Origin of the sequence: Pseudomonas sp. P9_2, from assembly GCF_034008255.1 — a bacterium.
Classification (GTDB): domain Bacteria; phylum Pseudomonadota; class Gammaproteobacteria; order Pseudomonadales; family Pseudomonadaceae; genus Aquipseudomonas; species Aquipseudomonas synxantha_A.
The window spans coordinates 1,174,741-1,191,532 of the sequence record NZ_CP125376.1; the positions used below are offsets into that span (position 1 = coordinate 1,174,741).

The window sequence follows — 16,792 nt, forward strand, 5'->3', positions numbered from 1 at the left end:
GCGCGCGGTCCTTGCGGGGGACTGCACGCCTTGCGATTGTTTTTTGAGGTGCCGGGAGGGCGGCCTGGGTAAGGCCGCCGGATCTTCAGCGAGTTGCTGCCAGTTCTTGTTGAACGCTGGCAACAGTGCGAGGCCAAGGTTTACCAGCCTGAACCTTCGCTGGCAAGGCCTTGATGGCAGAATCGGCTGCGGCGCGGCTCGGGAAGCTGCCGTAGGTGATCACGTAGAGAGGCTTGCCGTTGAGCACTTTCTTGAAATAACGGTACTGGCCGCCCTGCTCTTTCACGAACGCCTGGGCGTTGGCTTCAGAGCTGGTGCCGAGGATCTGCACCACGAAATTGCCGGTAGGCTGGCTGCTGTACCAGCTGCTGCCAGCGGCGCCGGCCTTGGCCACGGTAGCGGCAGGTTTTTCAGCAGGCTTGGCCGCGGGGGCCGGTGCCGGCTTGGCAACTGGTGCTGCGGGCTTGGCTGTCGCTACTGTCGGCGCCGGAGTCGGCTTGGCAACTGGCGCAACCGGTGCGGCAGGCGCTACTGGGGTTGCTGGCGTGCCGGCCGGTACGCCCGCTGGTGGCGCGGTGGTGGTCACGGTCGGCGGCGTGGCGCTGGAGCCTTCCACCGGCACGCCGTCATCGCCTTCGGAGATGCCACCGGCTTCTTCAGCGAGCGGGCCGCGCATTACAGGCTGGCCGACCATCGGCAGGTTGGTCGGTTGGCCGGAGTTGGCGAATTCGACATTTGGCGTGGGCTTGCCCAGTGGCAACTGCGCCTGCTCAGTTGGCGCGCCGGTTGTTGTCGGTGCCTTGTTGCGACCCGGGATCAACCAGGCGGCGGCTACAGCGACCACGACAACGGCGGAAATAGCCAATACGTGCTTCTTAGGCATAGTGAACCCCATCTTTGGACGCTTGACCGCAGAGCGGCTGGCAATCATGGCTTCGATCATCGCATCGCGGGCAACCTGGTTGATGTTTCCAGGCCAGCCATCGGAGCTTTCGTGAATATCAGAGATCTGCGCAGCGGAGAAAAGTTCGATACCGGCCCCTGCACCTTCGAGGCGCTGAGCCAGGTATTCGCGGGTTTCTTCCTCTTCGTACGGCTGCAATTCGATGACGTGGAACAGCTCTTGCTCACCGCTGATCTGCTCCAGATCGGCGATCAACGACGATTCGCCAAACAGGAACACATGCGGGCGGCCTTCCGGCGTGCCCGCGGCCAGCGCCAACAGCGCTTCCAGCGCGGATTCGTCAAGCTGCTCGGCGTCGTCGACCAGCAGGTAGACTTCCTGGCCGGTCAGACCCAGTTGCACCACCTGTTTGAGAATCGCGTTCGGCTCGGCGTTGGATACGTCCAGGGCCTGTGCAACCTGGCGCAGTACACCCGCTGCGTCACCGGCGCCACGTGCCGATACCACCACGCTCTGCACCGATTGCTTGTTGGTGCTGGCGACCAGCGCCTGGCGCAGCAAGGTCTTGCCACTGCCCAACGGTCCCGTGACCACCAGCAGCAACTGGCTGTAGCGCGCCAGATGATGCAGTTGCCCCAATACCGGCTTGCGCTGGGCAGGGAAGAATTTGAAACCAGGTACCCGTGGAGCAAAAGGGTCATGGCTCAAGTGATAATGGCCGAGGAACGCCTCGTCGGCATGCAAACTAGTCATCGGGATCTTATTAACCTTTAAGCTGGGCCAGGGCGCGGTAATCCGCTCCCAGCGTGGCCTGTAAAATCTCTTTCGGATAATCGTCGGTCACCACCGCCTCGCCCATGTGGCGCAGCAGTACCAGTCGCAGTCGACCGTCGATCACTTTCTTGTCTATTGCCATATGTTCGAGAAAATCTGCCTCGGTCATCTCTGTGGGAGGGATGACCGGTAAGCCGGCGCGCTGGAACAGGCGGATACCGCGATCACGCTCCTGGGCGCTGATCCAGCCCAGGCGTTGCGACATCTCCAACGCCATCACCGTGCCAGCCGCTACGGCTTCCCCATGCAGCCACACACCATAGCCCATGTGCGTTTCGATCGCATGGCCGAAGGTGTGGCCCAGGTTCAGGGTAGCGCGCACGCCGGACTCCCGTTCGTCGGCATTGACCACCAGCGCCTTGGCGGCGCAGGAGCGGGAAATCGCCTCGGTCAAGGCCACCTGGTCGAGTGCGCGCAAGGCATCTACATGTTCTTCAAGCCAGCTCAGGAAGGGCTCGTCACAGATCAGCCCGTACTTGATGACTTCCGCCAGGCCCGCCGACAACTCGCGCGGTGGCAGTGTGTTGAGGGTAGCGGTGTCGATCAGCACGGCCTGTGGCTGGTAGAACGCACCGACCATGTTCTTGCCCAGCGGGTGGTTGATACCGGTCTTGCCGCCCACCGACGAATCGACCTGGGACAGCAGAGTGGTCGGCACCTGGATAAAATCCACGCCGCGCTGGTAGCAGGCTGCAGCAAAACCGGCCATGTCGCCGATCACACCGCCGCCCAGGGCAACCACGGTGGTTCGACGGTCATGGCGCGCAGTCAGCAGGCCATCAAAGATCAGTTGCAGGGTTTCCCAGTTCTTGTGGGCTTCGCCGTCGGGCAACACCACGGAAATCACCGAATACGCCGCAAGGCTGCGGCTCAAACGCTCAAGATACAGGGGCGCAACCGTTTCGTTGGAGATGATCGCCACCTGCCGACCGGCAATATGCGGCGCGAGCAGTTCGGGCTGGTCCAACAGACCTTCGCCAATGTGGATCGGGTAGCTGCGCTCGCCTAGATCGACCTTAAGTGTCTGCATGTTTCCCCGCGTTGAAGATGTATTGACGACCGGCAATGTCGCAATCCGACATCACCTGATGGCTCTACGCCACACCTCACAAGGTTATGGCGCGCCGCCGAGAATAGCGCATTTCGGGCCAGGCTTTAACGGGGTGGCAACCGCTGCAGGCGCTCCAGAATATCGAGCACCACCATCCGAGGGGGTCGCTCATCGGTTTCCACCACCAGATCGGCGATTTCCCGATACAGCGGATCGCGCAGCGCCAGCAGGTCCCGCAGGGTTTTTTCCGGGTTGGCCGTGCGCAGCAACGGGCGATTGCGATCGCGGGCGGTGCGGCCCACCTGCTGCTCGACCGAGGCATGCAAATACACTACCCGACCACCGGCATACAGCGCTCGACGGTTTTCGTCGCGCATGACGGCGCCACCGCCGGTCGCCAATACCACGCCATCGCAGCCACACAGCTCGGCAATCATCGCCTGCTCGCGGTCGCGAAAGCCCAGCTCGCCTTCTTTATCGAAGATCCATGGGATATTGGCACCCGTGCGCAATTCAATTTCCTTGTCGGAATCTTTGAACGGCAGGCGCAGCTCTTTGGCCAGCAAACGGCCGATGGTGCTCTTTCCAGCCCCCATCGGCCCTACAAGAATCAAATTTCGCACAGAATCAACGACTCACAGCAATCGCCTGGTTATTCATGATACGCGGAGTCAGGAATACCAGCAGCTCGGATTTTTTCTCCGCCAGCACATCGCGCCGGAAAAGGCGGCCAAGATACGGCACATCGCCCAAAAATGGCACTTTATCTACCACTTTGCTTTGGGTATTGGAGAAAACCCCACCGATGACGATGGTCTCGCCATCCCTGACCAGCACCTTGGCGTTGACCTCGTTTTTCTTGATCGGCGGTACGTCATTGAGCCTGTTCAAGTAGTCGGGCTCATCCTTGGTGACCTTGACCGCCATGATCACGTGGTCGTCGGGGGTGATTTGCGGCGTGACCTCCAGCGAAAGCGAAGCCTCCTTGAATGACACCGAGGTAGCGCCCTGGGAGGTGGACTCTTGATAGGGAATTTCGGTGCCATTGAGGATGCGTGCCGTCTCCTTGTCGGACGTGACCACCTTGGGCTGCGAGACGATTTCGCCGTTGCCGGTTTTCTCCATGGCTGTCAGCTCAAGGTCCAGCAGTAGATTGTCGGTGATGTAGGCCACGCCCAGACCCGAGGTACCGGTCAGCGAACCCAAATCGACAAACGGGGAGCTGGGCGGGTTTTGCGGCGGTTCGGCGCCGTCTGCCACGGGCTTGGAAATACCTCCGACACTTCCCCTGCCATGACTGAGCCGCCCACCCCAGCGCACGCCCAGGCTTTTGTCGTAGTCGACATTGGCCTCGACAATTCGCGCCTCGATCATCACTTGGCGTACGGGAATATCCAGTTGCGCCACGATACGCCGCAGCTCTTCGAGCCGTTCGCCGGTCTGGTAGGCGATGATGTTGTTGGTGCGATCATCCACCGCCACCGAGCCGCGCTCATCCGTGACGCCTTCAAAACCTGTGACCGACTGAAACAGCTTGGCCAGGTCCGCCGCCTTGGCATAGTTGACCTGCAGCAGCTCCCGACGCAGCGGTGCGAGTTCCGCCATCTGCTTGCGCGACTCCAGCGCCAGCAGTTCGCGAGCGGCCAACTCATCCGCAGGTGCCACCAGCAACACACCGGCTTTCACGCGCTTATCCAGACCTTTGGTTTGCAGCACCAGATCCAGCGCCTGATCCCAAGGCACATCCTTGAGCCGCAGGGTAATTGAGCCCTGCACTTCATCACTGGTCACCAGGTTGAGCCCGGCGACATCGGCGATTTGCTGCAAGACCGCCCGCAGGTCGATGTCCTGGAAATTCAGATTCAGCCGGGTGCCTGTATAGCTGACCGACGCTGCACTGTCGGGCGGCGGCAGGTGGATCAGGTCCAGGCGATTGGGCACAGCAGCAGCCATCGGTGCCGTGAACGCTATCCATAGCGCCACACCGAAGGACGAGAAAGTCCTTTTCATTGTTTGATTCCGTTATGAGTTGACGTTCAACACAAGGGTTCGCGGGCGTTCGAGCCAGCCGCCCTGTTCATCGGGAAACCGTTCGACCAAGTGGATAGACCCCTCTTGAATGGCCGTGACCTGGCCATGATCCGGCCCCAGGTAATCACCAATCGTCAGCCGGTGCACCCTGGATCCGGCACGCAGCAGGGCAAAAGCCTGCGCCCCCAACGACAGCGTGCCGACCATTTCGAACTGATCGATGTTCATGCCTTCCAGCAGCCCCCGTGGCCGAGCGAGATCCGGCGCAAGGGCCGGTCGCCCCGGCACGCGAGTTACTTGCAAACCGGGCGGCTGAAACGGGTCGCGCACAAACGATGGGGTGTAGACCAATGGCTGAGCCGGGTCGAACGCTTCGCGGGCCTTGGCGCTTTGCGTGGTACGCCGATAGGTCTTTGCCAGCATGTTCAGACGCAGCAAGGCGCCGTCATGCCCCAGTGCAACATCCTGCACGGTGACGACGCGCGGCAACCCACCCAGGGCACCGATGAATGCCGCCAGGTCGTGATACGCCCCGGTGGCGCCGATTTGCATGGGTTGCTCGATATAGAGCTGACGAGGCTCTTCATCCAACACCGTGATGCCCTCGACCCATACTCCATTGGCAACCGCCAATCGGGCGATGTCTTCAAGCAAGGCCGGCACCTCTGACTGGCCGGGCAATTGACGTAGAAGGCCTGTGACCTTGTCCTCCATTGCCCTGAACTGATCGGTGCGCGCCTCAAGGCTGGAGGCCAGTTCAGTTTTTTCCGCCAACTGCTGCTGTAGCGTTTGCTCCCGCGCCTCAAACCCGTGCAATCGCTCACGTGACGAGCTCAGGTAGGCAACCTCTCCTATCAGCAGCACCAGACCGGCCAGCCCACAGCCAAGCAGGACCTTGCCAGGCAAGGGCCATTTAGCAGCGTTGTAGAAGAGCGTGGGAAAATCGAGCCTGGGCAGGCTCATGGTTGCGCCTCGCTGGATTCTCCCTGGCGCACCATCAGCTGAAATTCACTTTCGCCGCGTGCTCCATCGGCCTGCACACGCTGCAGACGAGTCGAGCTGGAGCCTTGGGATGACTGCTTGAGCTGCTGCATCAACCGGGCGATATCCTGGTTGCTTTCAGCCGTGCCGCGAATGCTGATGGTGTCACCGTTTGCGACCACCTCATGCAGATGGACACCTTCAGGCATTGCACGAGCCAATTGCTCGAACAGTCGGGCGCCGGAAGAGCGGGCGTCGTGCAGATCCTGCACCACCTTCATGCGTTCGGCCAGTTGCTGGCTTCGCTCCTGCAGGTCGTCGATGGTCCTGATCCGCGAATCCTGGGTAGCCACCTCCTCACCCAAGCGGCTATTGCGGCTCACTTGCCGATCTATCGCCTGGTCGATCACCTGGTCAGCCAGCCACACGGCCGCCAGCGCCAGGCAGGCAAATGCCAGCAATAGCACCATGAAATACCTGCGCTTGCGCTCTGCCAGCGCCTGACGCCAAGGCAAAAGATTGATTCGTGTCATCCAGCGAAACTCCTCAGGGCCAACCCGCAAGCCACTCCCATCCCTTGGGCATCCACGGCCCATTGTGCACCATCGACTCGATGACCCGGCGTGAAGCTGGCAAAATCCTGACGGCAAGCGCGCTCCAATGCAAACCCTTCGACATCGACCACCCGCGGCACCAGCCCCGCCAGGGCTAAAACCGCCACTCGCGCCTGGACCTGCTCGCGCAGACAGGCCGCCAACATGACTTCAACCCACTGCGGCCCTTGGGCCGATGGGCCCTGGATCTGAAAGTCGATCGCAACCTCATCCAATGGATAAGGAATGAACTGGTCAGCTTCCATCTGGATCTTCCAGGCCATTTCTTCGTCGCGCAGGCCCGCATCCATCTCGATCAACCGCGTGATCACCGAAGGGCCCGCCACTGCCACAGCGGCGTGTCGAGCCGAAGTGCGCAGGCAGGATAACGCTTGTTGCAAGGCTCGCCCCACGCCCTCGACGTCCAGCAACGCGCCATCGACGACCGCATGGGCGGGCAGCGCCTGGGTGGCATAGCCCTGGACACTGAAACCACCCGATGAACGGCTCAGTTCGATCAGCTTGATACCGCTGTCATTGATGTCGACACCCAAGATGATGTCGGCTTTTCGCCTGAAAAATCCCTTTCCCATAAAACTCCCCAAAACTTTCCCTGTCATACCGGCTGTCATCTCGCTTGATTGCCGCCAGGCACCCTGCATTCGGTCGGCTTGTTCGAGGCACGCGAATGACGCCCCAAGCTGAAAAATGCTTTAATGCCCAGCGTTTTTTCCCGCTTTTTTATCTGCTGCCCGGGTCGATCCATCGTTTGCCATGCATCCCCGACGCGTAACTCATTCTTTTCTCTGGAAATCCAAAAGCCTTGATTCGTCTGCTGAAGTTTTTCGGGTACTCCATAGTCGCGATCGTCTGCGGGCTGCTGCTCGTACTCAGCGGGGCCTACCTCTACCTTAGTCCGGGTTTGCCCTCCGTAGAGGCCCTCAGAAGTATCCAGTTGCAGATTCCTTTGCGGGTCTACAGCAGCGACGAAAAACTGATCGCGGAGTTCGGCGAAATGCGCCGCACACCGATCCGTTTCGCCGACATTCCACCCAATTTCATCAGTGCATTGCTGTCGGCAGAAGATGACAATTTCGCCAACCACTACGGTGTCGACCCCAGCAGCCTGGTGCGTGCGGCCACTCAGTTGGTAAAGAGCGGACACATTCAATCCGGCGGCAGCACCATCACCATGCAGGTGGCGAAGAACTTCTTCCTCACCAGCGAGCGCAGCTTTTCGCGCAAAGCCACCGAGATCCTGCTGGCGCTACAGATTGAACGCCAACTGACCAAGGACGAAATCCTCGAGCTGTACGTCAACAAGATCTACCTGGGCAACCGCGCCTACGGCATTGAGGCCGCCTCCCAGGTCTACTATGGCAAATCGATTCGTGACGCCAGCCTGGCGCAGATGGCCATGATCGCCGGCCTGCCCAAGGCGCCGTCGCGCTTCAACCCACTGGCCAACCCGGCGCGCAGTAAAGAACGTCGCGACTGGATCCTGGGGCGCATGTACAAGCTGGGCAAGATCGATCAGGCCGCTTATGAAAGCGCCGTGGCCGAGCCGCTGAACGCCAGCTATCACGTGCCGACGCCGGAAGTGAATGCACCGTACATCGCCGAAATGGCCCGCGCCGAAATGGTTGGCCGTTATGGCAGCGATGCCTACACCGAAGGCTTTCGCGTGACCACGACGGTTCCGAGCAACTTGCAGGAAATCGCCAACAACTCCGTACACGAAGGCTTGATCACCTATGATCAGCGTCACGGCTACCGCGGCCCCGAGTCGCGCCTGCCGGGCAAGACCCTGAGTGCCTGGACCACCGAACTGGGCAAACAGCGCTCGATCAGCGGCCTGGAGCCGGCCATCGTCACCGAGGTGACCAAAGACGGCATTCAAGTGCTGACCCGCGCCGGTGAAGCCCACGTGGCGTGGGACAGCATGAAATGGGCGCGCCCGTTCCTGAACACCAACAGCATGGGGCCGATGCCCAAGCAGCCGTCCGACGTGGCCAAGGTGGGTGATTTGATCCGCGTGCAACGCCAGAAGGATGACAGCCTCAAGTTCAGCCAGGTGCCGGTCGCCCAAGGCGCCCTGGTATCCCTCGATCCGCAGAACGGCGCAATCCGCGCGCTGGTCGGCGGTTTCGCCTTTGAGCAGAGCAACTACAACCGTGCGATACAGGCCAAGCGCCAGCCGGGTTCAAGTTTCAAGCCATTCGTCTACAGCGCCGCACTGGACAACGGCTACACCGCCGCCAGCCTGGTAAACGACGCACCGATCGTGTTTGTCGATGAATACCTGGACAAGGTCTGGCGGCCGAAGAACGACACCAACACCTTCCTCGGCCCGATCCGCATTCGCGAGGCGTTGTACAAGTCTCGCAACCTGGTGTCGATCCGCCTGCTGCAGGCCATGGGCGTGGGCAAGACCATCGACTACATGACGCGCTTCGGCTTCGCCAAGTCGGACTTGCCGCCCAACCTGTCCCTGGCGCTGGGTACCGCAACCCTTACGCCGATGGAAATCGCCACCGGCTGGAGCACCTTTGCCAACGGCGGCTACAAGATCGCGCCGTACCTGATCGACAAGATCGAAAGCCGCAATGGCGACACCCTGTTCACCGCCAACCCGCCACGGGTGCCCGGTGATGTGGTCAATGGTGTGGCGGCAACCGATGGTCTCGCAGCACCGGGTAATGGCGGCATTACCATCGAGCCCACGCCAGGCACAGCGCCTGCGGCAACCGCCCCCGCGACCACCGAACCGCAAGCCCCGGCAGTTGCCGAGCGCATCGTGGATGGCCGTACCACCTATATTCTCAACAGCATCCTGCAGGACGTGATCAAGAAGGGCACCGGCCGCCGCGCACTGGCCCTGGGCCGCGCAGATATTGCCGGCAAGACCGGTACTACCAACGAATCCAAGGACGCCTGGTTCTCTGGCTATAACGGCGACTACGTGACCACTGTGTGGACCGGCTACGACCAGCCTGAAAGTCTGGGCCGCCGCGAGTTTGGCGGCACCGTCGCCCTGCCGATCTGGATGAGCTACATGGGCGCGGCCTTGAAGGACAAGCCTTTGCACACCCAACCGGAACCGGAAGGCATCCTCAGCCTGCGCATCGATCCGATCAGTGGACGTGCGGCTTCGCCGAGTACGCCGAATGCTTACTTCGAGCTGTTCAAGAGCGAGGACACGCCGCCGTCGGTCAACGAGCTGGGCAACGGGGTTGTACCAGGCAGCCCGCTGCCGGCGGACGAAGGCGCGCCGATCGATTTGTTCTGACCCGATCCAAGACGCAACATAGATCCAAATGTGGGAGGGGGCTTGCTCCCGATGGCGGTGTATCAGTCAACTATTCATTGGCTGACAGCCCGCCATCGGGAGCAAGCCCCCTCCCACATTTGGCCTTCACAAATCTTTAGATAATTGTCACGCAGCAAAAAGCCCCGACTCGCGAGAGACGGGGCTTTTTGTTGGTGCGCTATAACGGCTTAGCCGTTGAACACATCATCCACGCTTTGCAGCGGGTAGTTCTTTGGATACGGCAGGGTTGCTACACCGGTCTCGATCGCGGCCTTGGCCACGGCATCGGAGATCAGGGTGATCAGGCGCTTATCCATTGGTTTTGGAATGATGTACTCACGACCAAATTCCAGCTTGGCACCACCGTAGGCGTCGCACACATCCTGAGGCACCGGCAGCTTGGCCAGTTCACGCAGGGCGTTGGCAGCCGCTACTTTCATTTCTTCGTTGATGCGCTTGGCGCGAACGTCCAGGGCACCACGGAAGATGAACGGGAAGCCCAGTACGTTGTTGACCTGGTTCGGGTAGTCCGAACGGCCGGTAGCCATGATCACGTCGCTGCGAGTGGCGTGAGCCAGCTCAGGCGAGATTTCCGGATCCGGGTTGGAACAGGCGAACACGATCGGGTTCGGCGCCATGGATTTCAGGCCTTCGGCGCTCAGCAGGTTCGGGCCGGACAGGCCGACGAACACGTCGGCACCATCGAGGGCGTCAGCCAGGGTGCGCTTGGAGGACGGGTGGGCGAACATCGCCTTGTACTGGTTCAGGTCGGTACGCTCGGACTGGATCACGCCCTTGCTGTCGACCATGTAGATGTTTTCCAGCTTGGCGCCCATGCTGATGATCAGCTTCATGCAGGAAATGGCCGCAGCACCGGCGCCCAGGCAGACGATCTTCGCCTCACCCAGGGTTTTGCCGGCGATTTCCAGGGCGTTGATCATGCCCGCCGCAGTAACGATCGCGGTGCCGTGCTGGTCATCGTGGAATACCGGGATGTCGCACTGTTCGATCAGGGCCTTTTCGATCTCGAAGCACTCAGGTGCCTTGATGTCTTCCAGGTTGATGCCACCGAAGGTGATGGAAATGCGCTTGACCGTGTCGATGAAAGCCTGCGGGCTCTCGGAATCGACTTCGATGTCGAAAACGTCGATGCCGGCAAAGCGCTTGAACAGCACGCCTTTACCTTCCATGACTGGCTTGGAAGCCAATGGGCCGAGGTTACCCAGGCCAAGGATCGCGGTGCCATCGGAAATCACTGCAACCAGGTTGCCCTTGCCGGTGTACTTGTACGCCAGTTCTGGGTCACGGGCGATTTCACGTACGGGCTCGGCAACACCAGGGCTGTAGGCCAGCGACAGGTCGCGAGCAGTGGCAGTGGCTTTGGTGAGCTCTACACTCAGCTTTCCTGGACGAGGATGGGCATGGTATTCGAGAGCGGCAGTTTTCAAATCAGACATATCGGCATTCCGCTTTTACTGTTGGTCGACGGACCGCCGAGGATACGCGTGTCGCAAAGTCCCTACAAGACTGGGCAGTCACAGGTGTCAAGGGCCCTGGGCTACGACTTTTGGCCAAGAGCCACGGGATACAAGGGCTCAACTGTTCACAATCGAAATAAAAAATGTCTACAATTTTTTATTCAATGCGTCGATTTCAGCATGCCTGGGTCGGTTATTGGCAGAAGCCAGCGTAATTGACCTCTTTTCAAACCCCCGCGGCGGGAGCGATCCTGCACCCAGCCGCGCGCTTCAATAGTGCGACCTTGCAGACCATTGAGCATGGCCGGATCGAACTGACTGATCAGTTCGGGGGCAATACGTAATACCAGTGACCCCTGGATTTCAATCCAGATGCCACCGCGATTGCGCTCGATCTTGCTGACCCGGCCAGTTACCAGCGCAAACCCGGAGCGCTTGAGTTGCGCCACCGTTTGCACCGGCGATTGGCGCCACAGCCCCAGGCGCGCCTGGCGGGCGCTGTTTTCCGCCGCCTGCTGGCAGGTGGCGAGGTCTACATTCGGCGCCACCCCCACCTGGAAGCCCAAGCCCTCGGCGAGCAATTGCGCTTCCAGGTTCTCGCCATTGGCGCCGTAGAGGTGGGCCAGGGTGCGGCCGTAATGATCCTTGCCCTCGCGGCCAGACACCAAACCGACACGCCCATCACTGGCCTGCACCAATGCTTGTAGACGCTGGCGGGCGGCGACGGCAAACGGCTCGTCAGTACGGCCCTTCTTGCCGGTTTCCGGCGCATTGAGGCCGATCATCCGCACGCTGCGGCCATCCTTGAGGCGTACGGTGTCGCCGTCCACCACGCGCTGCACTTCTACCCGCGCCACGGAAGCGGGTGCCGGGCAGAACACCGCGGCCTGGGCGGTTGCCAGCCAAATCCCGGGCACAAAAAAGGCGCCCGCAAGGGACGCCTTTTTCAACAGCTGGCAAAAGCCCATAAGGCTTTTGAGCCTTACTCTGCTGGAGTAGCAGCAGGCTTCTTGCCGAAAGCACCAAAGCGATCTGCGAAGCGCTGTACACGACCGCCGGTGTCCAGAGTTTTCTGCTTACCGGTGTAGAACGGGTGGCACTCGTTGCATACGTCAGTACCCAGTGGCTTGCACAGGTTCGAACGAGTTTCGAACTTGTTGCCGCAGCTGCAGGTAACTTCGATGGTTTCGTACGCTGGATGGATATCGGCTTTCATGGCACTTCCTCGGGCTAGCGTGCCGCCACTCGACACTATTGTCGAATACCGCACGTAATTAGGCCGCGGATTCTACCAGACCTTTTTAAACGCGCAAGCGGCGCTACTGGCCAAAAACCTCCTTTCATCAGAAAACCGTGGCATACCCAAGCCCTCCCCGCTCTGCTAGGCTCGCGCCCCTGCCCCACTGCCTGCCTTTATATGAGATGCCCCGCGTGCCCGACGCCATTTTGCGCCTAGCCCTGCCCTCCCCCCTGCGCCGCCTGTTCGATTACCGGGCCCCGGCCGGCGTGCTGCGGGCGCAGTTGCAGCCAGGGATGCGCGTGCGTGTGCCGTTTGGGCGCAGGGAAATGATCGGCATCCTGGTGGAGGTCGCGGATCACAGCGAGGTCCCGGCGGAAAAGCTCAAGCCGGCCCTGGCCATCCTCGACGCCACACCGCCACTGCCGCCGGCACTGTTCAAGCTGTGCCTGTGGACTGCGCAGTATTACCAGCACAGCCTGGGCGATACCTTGAGCTGGGCGCTGCCAGTGCTGCTGCGCCAGGGCGAACTGGCCGAAGCGCGCCAGGAACGTTTCTGGTCGATGGCGCCCGGTGCACGCCTCGACGACCCGCGTATCGCCCGCGCCCCGCGCCAGCGTGAAGCCCTGGCCACACTGGCCCAGCATCCCCATGGCGTCGCCCATCAGCTGTTAAGCAAGCTGATGCTGAGCAAAGACAGCCTCGACCTGCTGTTGGCCAAGGGACTGGTGCAGGTGGAAATCCGCAAGCACGCCCCGGACCCACGCCACGAACACTGGCTGGCCCAACCGGAATTGCCGCTCAACCCCGAGCAACGCGCCGCGTATGAGGCGATTCGCGCAGGGTTCGACAGTTTCCATGCGTTCCTGCTGGCCGGCGTCACCGGCAGCGGCAAGACCGAAGTGTATTTGCAACTGATCCGCGAAACCCTGCAGGCCGGCAAGCAGGCACTGGTGCTGATCCCGGAGATCAACCTGGGCCCACAGACCCTGGCGCGTTTCGAGCAGCGCTTCAACGCGCGCATCGCCCTGGTGCACTCGGCGGTCAATGACCGTGAGCGCCTGGAGTCGTGGCTGGCAGCGCGGGACGGCGAGGCAGACATCATTATCGGCACCCGTTCGGCGCTGTTCACCCCGATGAAAAACCCCGGGCTGATCATCATCGACGAGGAGCATGACGGCTCCTATAAACAGCAGGAAGGCCTGCGTTACCACGCCCGCGACCTGGCGCTGGTACGCGCACGCCAGGAAGACATCCCGATCGTGCTGGGTTCGGCCACGCCGTCCCTGGAAAGCCTGCATAACGCCTACACCGGCCGTTATGGCCTGCTACGCATGAACGAGCGCGCCGGCGGCGCCAAACAACCGCGCTTCCTGCGCCTGGACGTGAAAAGCCGCCCGCTGGACAGCGGTATTTCCGGTCCGATGCAACAGGCCATCGGCCAGACCCTCGCCGCGGGCCAGCAAGTATTGGTGTTTCTTAACCGTCGCGGCTTTGCCCCGACACTGCTGTGCCATGACTGCGGCTGGATGTCCGAGTGCGAGCGCTGCGATGCGCGCATGACCGTGCACCAGCGCCACGGCGAATTGCGTTGCCATCACTGCGGCCATGTAGAGCGGGTGCCACGCCATTGCCCGCAGTGCGGCAAGGTCGACCTGCGCCCGGTAGGGGCCGGCACCGAGCGCGCCGAAGAGCGCCTGGGCATTCTGTTCCCGGATTACCCGGTGCTGCGGGTCGACCGCGACAGCACGTCGCGCAAAGATGCAATGAACCAGTTGTTTGCCACCATTCAGAAAGGTCAACCGTGCATTCTGATCGGCACGCAGATGCTCGCCAAAGGGCACCACTTCCCACGGGTGACCCTGGTGTCGATCCTGGATGCCGACGGAGGTTTGTTCTCCGGGGATTTCCGCGCCAGCGAACGCATGGCGCAGTTGATCGTGCAGGTGGCAGGGCGCGCAGGACGGGCCGAAGAGCCGGGCAAGGTGATTATCCAGACGCACCTGGCCGACCACCCGCTGCTGATTCAACTGACGGAACAAGGCTATTTTGCCTTCGCCGAGCAGGCATTGAGCGAACGTCGCGCTGCCGGCTTGCCACCCTTTGCGCACTTGGCGTTGCTGCGTGCCGAAGCCCACAAACCCGGCCAGGCCGAAGGTTTCCTCGATCAAGCCTGCAGCGTGGCCGAACGTTTGCTGGGCGAGTTGGGCCTGACCGGCATCGAATTGCTCGGCCCTGTGCCTGCGCCCATGGAGAGGCGTGCCGGGCGTTATCGGGCTCAGTTACTCTTGCAGGCAACCTCCCGCGCACCGCTGCATCGACTGCTAAGTAGCTGGATGCTTGAGCTGGAGCAAATGCCCAGTGGTCGACAAGTGCGATGGTCTCTGGACGTAGACCCAGTAGATTTGTATTGATCCACCTACCACTGTAGGAGCGAGCTTGCTCGCGAAAAACTCAAGAACACCGCGTTAAATCAGGAAGCCCGCGTTATCGTTGACGATTTTCGCGAGCAAGCTCGCTCCTACAAAATGCTCCACAGGTCCGGAACGGTTGGCAAGCCCGCCCTCGCCACGGATAATGCCCAGTTTTTCCACCTGCGCATCGCGCGCCGCCGCTTGCGGTCGAAAGAGAACACCATGAAAGACACCATTCGCCAGCTGATCCAACAAGCCCTCACCCAACTCGTCAACGAAGGTGTGTTGCCTGAAGGCCTGTCGCCGGCGATCCAGGTGGAGAACACCCGCGACAAGACCCACGGCGACTTCGCCAGCAACATCGCGATGATGCTGTCCAAGCCGGCCGGCATGAAACCGCGCGACCTGGCGGAAAAAATCATCGCTGCACTGCCGGCTGACGCCAGTGTCACCAAGGCCGAAATCGCAGGCCCGGGCTTTATCAACTTCTTCCAGAACACCCAGGCCTTGGCTTCGCGCCTGGACGCAGCCCTGGCCGATGCCAAAATCGGCGCACACAAGGCTGGCGACACCCAACGCGTGGTCATCGACCTGTCGGCGCCGAACCTGGCCAAAGAGATGCACGTCGGTCACCTGCGCTCCACCATCATCGGCGACGGTGTGGCGCGGGTGCTGGAGTTCCTCGGCGACACCGTGATCCGCCAGAACCACGTCGGCGACTGGGGTACCCAGTTCGGCATGTTGATGGCCTACCTGCAGGAAAACCCGATCACCAGCAACGAGCTGGCCGACCTGGAAAACTTCTACCGCGCCGCCAAGAAACGCTTCGACGAATCCGAAGAGTTTGCCGACCGCGCCCGTGGCCTGGTGGTCAAACTGCAAGCCGGCGACCAGGAATGCCTGGCGCTGTGGAACCGCTTCCGTGAGATTTCCCTGTCCCACTGCCAGGAAATCTACGAACTGCTCAACGTGAAGTTGACCATGGCCGACGTGATGGGCGAAAGCGCCTACAACGACGACCTGATCAACGTGGTCAACGACCTCAAGGCCAAGGGCCTGCTGGTCGAGAGCAACGGCGCGCAGTGCGTGTTCCTCGAAGAATTCAAGACCGCCGACGGCGAGCCGCTGCCGGTGATCATCGTCAAGGCCGATGGCGGCTATCTCTACGCCACCACCGACCTGGCTGCTGTGCGCTATCGCAGCGGCGTGCTCAAGGCCGACCGGGCGCTGTACTTCGTCGACCAGCGCCAGGCCCTGCACTTCCAGCAAGTGTTTGAAGTGGCCCGTCGCGCCGGTTTCGTCACCCACCCGATGCACATGGAACACATGGGTTTCGGCACCATGAACGGCGCCGATGGCCGCCCGTTCAAGACCCGCGACGGCGGCACCGTCAAGCTGATCGACCTGCTGACCGAAGCCCAGGAGCGCGCCTACAACCTGGTGAAGGAAAAGAACCCGGAGCTGGCCGAGGCCGACCTGCGCAACATCGCCCGCGTGGTGGGCATTGGCGCAGTGAAATACGCCGACCTGTCCAAGCACCGCACCAGCGACTACAGCTTCAACTTCGACCTGATGCTCAACTTCGAAGGCAACACCGCGCCGTACCTGCTGTACGCCTACACCCGCGTGGCCGGCGTGTTCCGCAAGCTGGGCAAGGACTTCAGCGAAGTCGAAGGCCAGATCGTGCTGGACGCCGCCCATGAACAGGAACTGGCGGCCAAGCTCGCGCAATTTAGCGAAGTGCTCAACAGCGTTGGCGAAAAAGGCACGCCGCACATCCTGTGCACCTATTTGTACGAAGTGGCCGGCCTGTTCTCCAGCTTCTACGAGAACTGCCCGATCCTGACCGCCGACGACGAAGCCCAGAAACAAAGTCGCCTGCGCCTTGCCGCATTGGCTGGACGCACCCTCAAGCAAGGCCTGGAACTCTTGGGCCTGGAAACTCTGGAGCGTATGTAA

At 61.2% G+C, this 16,792-nt stretch carries 13 protein-coding genes and 1 pseudogene; 3 read left to right on the forward strand and 11 right to left on the reverse strand.

The window, feature by feature from the left end; all coding sequences use genetic code 11:
• Positions 1 to 85: 85 nt before the first annotated feature.
• The 7 genes and pseudogenes from QMK52_RS05075 to pilM all read right to left on the reverse strand — a co-directional run bounded on the left by QMK52_RS05075 (position 86) and on the right by pilM (position 6,987).
• Positions 86 to 1,657 carry an SPOR domain-containing protein gene (locus QMK52_RS05075; RefSeq protein ID WP_005784047.1) on the reverse strand — a complete coding sequence of 524 codons (1,572 nt, stop codon included), beginning with the start codon at positions 1,655 to 1,657 and terminating at the stop codon, positions 86 to 88.
• A 10-nt stretch (positions 1,658 to 1,667) separates the two neighbouring features.
• Positions 1,668 to 2,768 (reverse strand): 3-dehydroquinate synthase, encoded by a 1,101-nt coding sequence (aroB, locus tag QMK52_RS05080; protein ID WP_005784045.1) that lies wholly within the window; start codon positions 2,766 to 2,768, stop codon positions 1,668 to 1,670.
• Between the two features lie 125 nt (positions 2,769 to 2,893).
• The gene (aroK, locus tag QMK52_RS05085) at positions 2,894 to 3,412 is read right to left on the reverse strand and encodes a shikimate kinase AroK (RefSeq protein ID WP_005784043.1); all 519 of its coding nucleotides are present in this window, start codon (positions 3,410 to 3,412) and stop codon (positions 2,894 to 2,896) included.
• Positions 3,413 to 3,416: 4 nt separating this feature from the next.
• Positions 3,417 to 4,673: pseudogene (locus QMK52_RS05090) on the reverse strand (type IV pilus secretin PilQ); the annotation flags it as partial.
• Between the two features lie 138 nt (positions 4,674 to 4,811).
• Positions 4,812 to 5,783, reverse strand: coding sequence for a pilus assembly protein PilP (locus QMK52_RS05095; RefSeq protein ID WP_320403877.1), 972 nt, complete (start codon positions 5,781 to 5,783; stop codon positions 4,812 to 4,814).
• The gene (locus QMK52_RS05100) at positions 5,780 to 6,334 is read right to left on the reverse strand and encodes a PilN domain-containing protein (protein WP_005784037.1); all 555 of its coding nucleotides are present in this window, start codon (positions 6,332 to 6,334) and stop codon (positions 5,780 to 5,782) included. Before QMK52_RS05100 ends, QMK52_RS05095 begins: the two co-directional genes overlap by 4 nt.
• On the reverse strand, positions 6,331 to 6,987 hold the full coding sequence (gene pilM / locus QMK52_RS05105) for a type IV pilus assembly protein PilM (RefSeq protein WP_194439901.1): 657 nt from the start codon (positions 6,985 to 6,987) through the stop codon (positions 6,331 to 6,333). The genes QMK52_RS05100 and pilM overlap by 4 nt, the downstream gene beginning before the upstream one ends.
• 233 nt (positions 6,988 to 7,220) lie before the next feature.
• On the opposite strand from pilM, the gene QMK52_RS05110 reads away from it, so the two are divergent.
• Positions 7,221 to 9,683: a penicillin-binding protein 1A gene (locus tag QMK52_RS05110; protein ID WP_413817842.1), complete on the forward strand. Its 2,463-nt coding sequence runs from the start codon at positions 7,221 to 7,223 to the stop codon at positions 9,681 to 9,683.
• Between the two features lie 209 nt (positions 9,684 to 9,892).
• Here the strand turns inward: QMK52_RS05110 and QMK52_RS05115 are convergent, their stop codons facing one another.
• From QMK52_RS05115 to rpmE, 3 genes are all read right to left on the reverse strand, one after another.
• Positions 9,893 to 11,161: a malic enzyme-like NAD(P)-binding protein gene (locus QMK52_RS05115; RefSeq protein ID WP_005784034.1), complete on the reverse strand. Its 1,269-nt coding sequence runs from the start codon at positions 11,159 to 11,161 to the stop codon at positions 9,893 to 9,895.
• A 182-nt stretch (positions 11,162 to 11,343) separates the two neighbouring features.
• On the reverse strand, positions 11,344 to 12,150 hold the full coding sequence (locus QMK52_RS05120) for a thermonuclease family protein (protein ID WP_005784032.1): 807 nt from the start codon (positions 12,148 to 12,150) through the stop codon (positions 11,344 to 11,346).
• Between the two features lie 14 nt (positions 12,151 to 12,164).
• The gene (gene rpmE / locus QMK52_RS05125; protein ID WP_005784030.1) at positions 12,165 to 12,398 is read right to left on the reverse strand and encodes a 50S ribosomal protein L31; all 234 of its coding nucleotides are present in this window, start codon (positions 12,396 to 12,398) and stop codon (positions 12,165 to 12,167) included.
• Positions 12,399 to 12,613: 215 nt separating this feature from the next.
• Between rpmE and QMK52_RS05130 the strand changes: the two genes are divergently transcribed.
• Positions 12,614 to 14,833 carry a primosomal protein N' gene (locus QMK52_RS05130; protein ID WP_320403878.1) on the forward strand — a complete coding sequence of 740 codons (2,220 nt, stop codon included), beginning with the start codon at positions 12,614 to 12,616 and terminating at the stop codon, positions 14,831 to 14,833.
• Positions 14,834 to 14,887: 54 nt separating this feature from the next.
• Here the strand turns inward: QMK52_RS05130 and QMK52_RS05135 are convergent, their stop codons facing one another.
• Positions 14,888 to 15,085, reverse strand: coding sequence for a hypothetical protein (locus QMK52_RS05135; RefSeq protein ID WP_125969396.1), 198 nt, complete (start codon positions 15,083 to 15,085; stop codon positions 14,888 to 14,890).
• Between QMK52_RS05135 and argS the strand changes: the two genes are divergently transcribed.
• Complete coding sequence (gene argS, locus QMK52_RS05140) at positions 15,056 to 16,792, forward strand: arginine--tRNA ligase (protein WP_005784024.1); 1,737 nt, start codon at positions 15,056 to 15,058, stop codon at positions 16,790 to 16,792. The two genes, QMK52_RS05135 and argS, sit on opposite strands and share 30 nt — an antisense overlap.

Bases quoted from the DNA above. Each gene is read 5' to 3' on its own strand.
- rpmE (WP_005784030.1), bottom strand. From the start codon at position 12,398: ATGAAAGCCGATATCCATCCAGCGTACGAAACCATCGAAGTTACCTGC.
- QMK52_RS05075 (WP_005784047.1), bottom strand. From the start codon at position 1,657: ATGACTAGTTTGCATGCCGACGAGGCGTTCCTCGGCCATTATCACTTG.
- aroB (WP_005784045.1), bottom strand. From the start codon at position 2,768: ATGCAGACACTTAAGGTCGATCTAGGCGAGCGCAGCTACCCGATCCAC.
- argS (WP_005784024.1), top strand. From the start codon at position 15,056: ATGAAAGACACCATTCGCCAGCTGATCCAACAAGCCCTCACCCAACTC.
- QMK52_RS05100 (WP_005784037.1), bottom strand. From the start codon at position 6,334: ATGACACGAATCAATCTTTTGCCTTGGCGTCAGGCGCTGGCAGAGCGC.
- QMK52_RS05120 (WP_005784032.1), bottom strand. From the start codon at position 12,150: ATGGGCTTTTGCCAGCTGTTGAAAAAGGCGTCCCTTGCGGGCGCCTTT.
- QMK52_RS05115 (WP_005784034.1), bottom strand. From the start codon at position 11,161: ATGTCTGATTTGAAAACTGCCGCTCTCGAATACCATGCCCATCCTCGT.
- pilM (WP_194439901.1), bottom strand. From the start codon at position 6,987: ATGGGAAAGGGATTTTTCAGGCGAAAAGCCGACATCATCTTGGGTGTC.
- QMK52_RS05095 (WP_320403877.1), bottom strand. From the start codon at position 5,783: ATGAGCCTGCCCAGGCTCGATTTTCCCACGCTCTTCTACAACGCTGCT.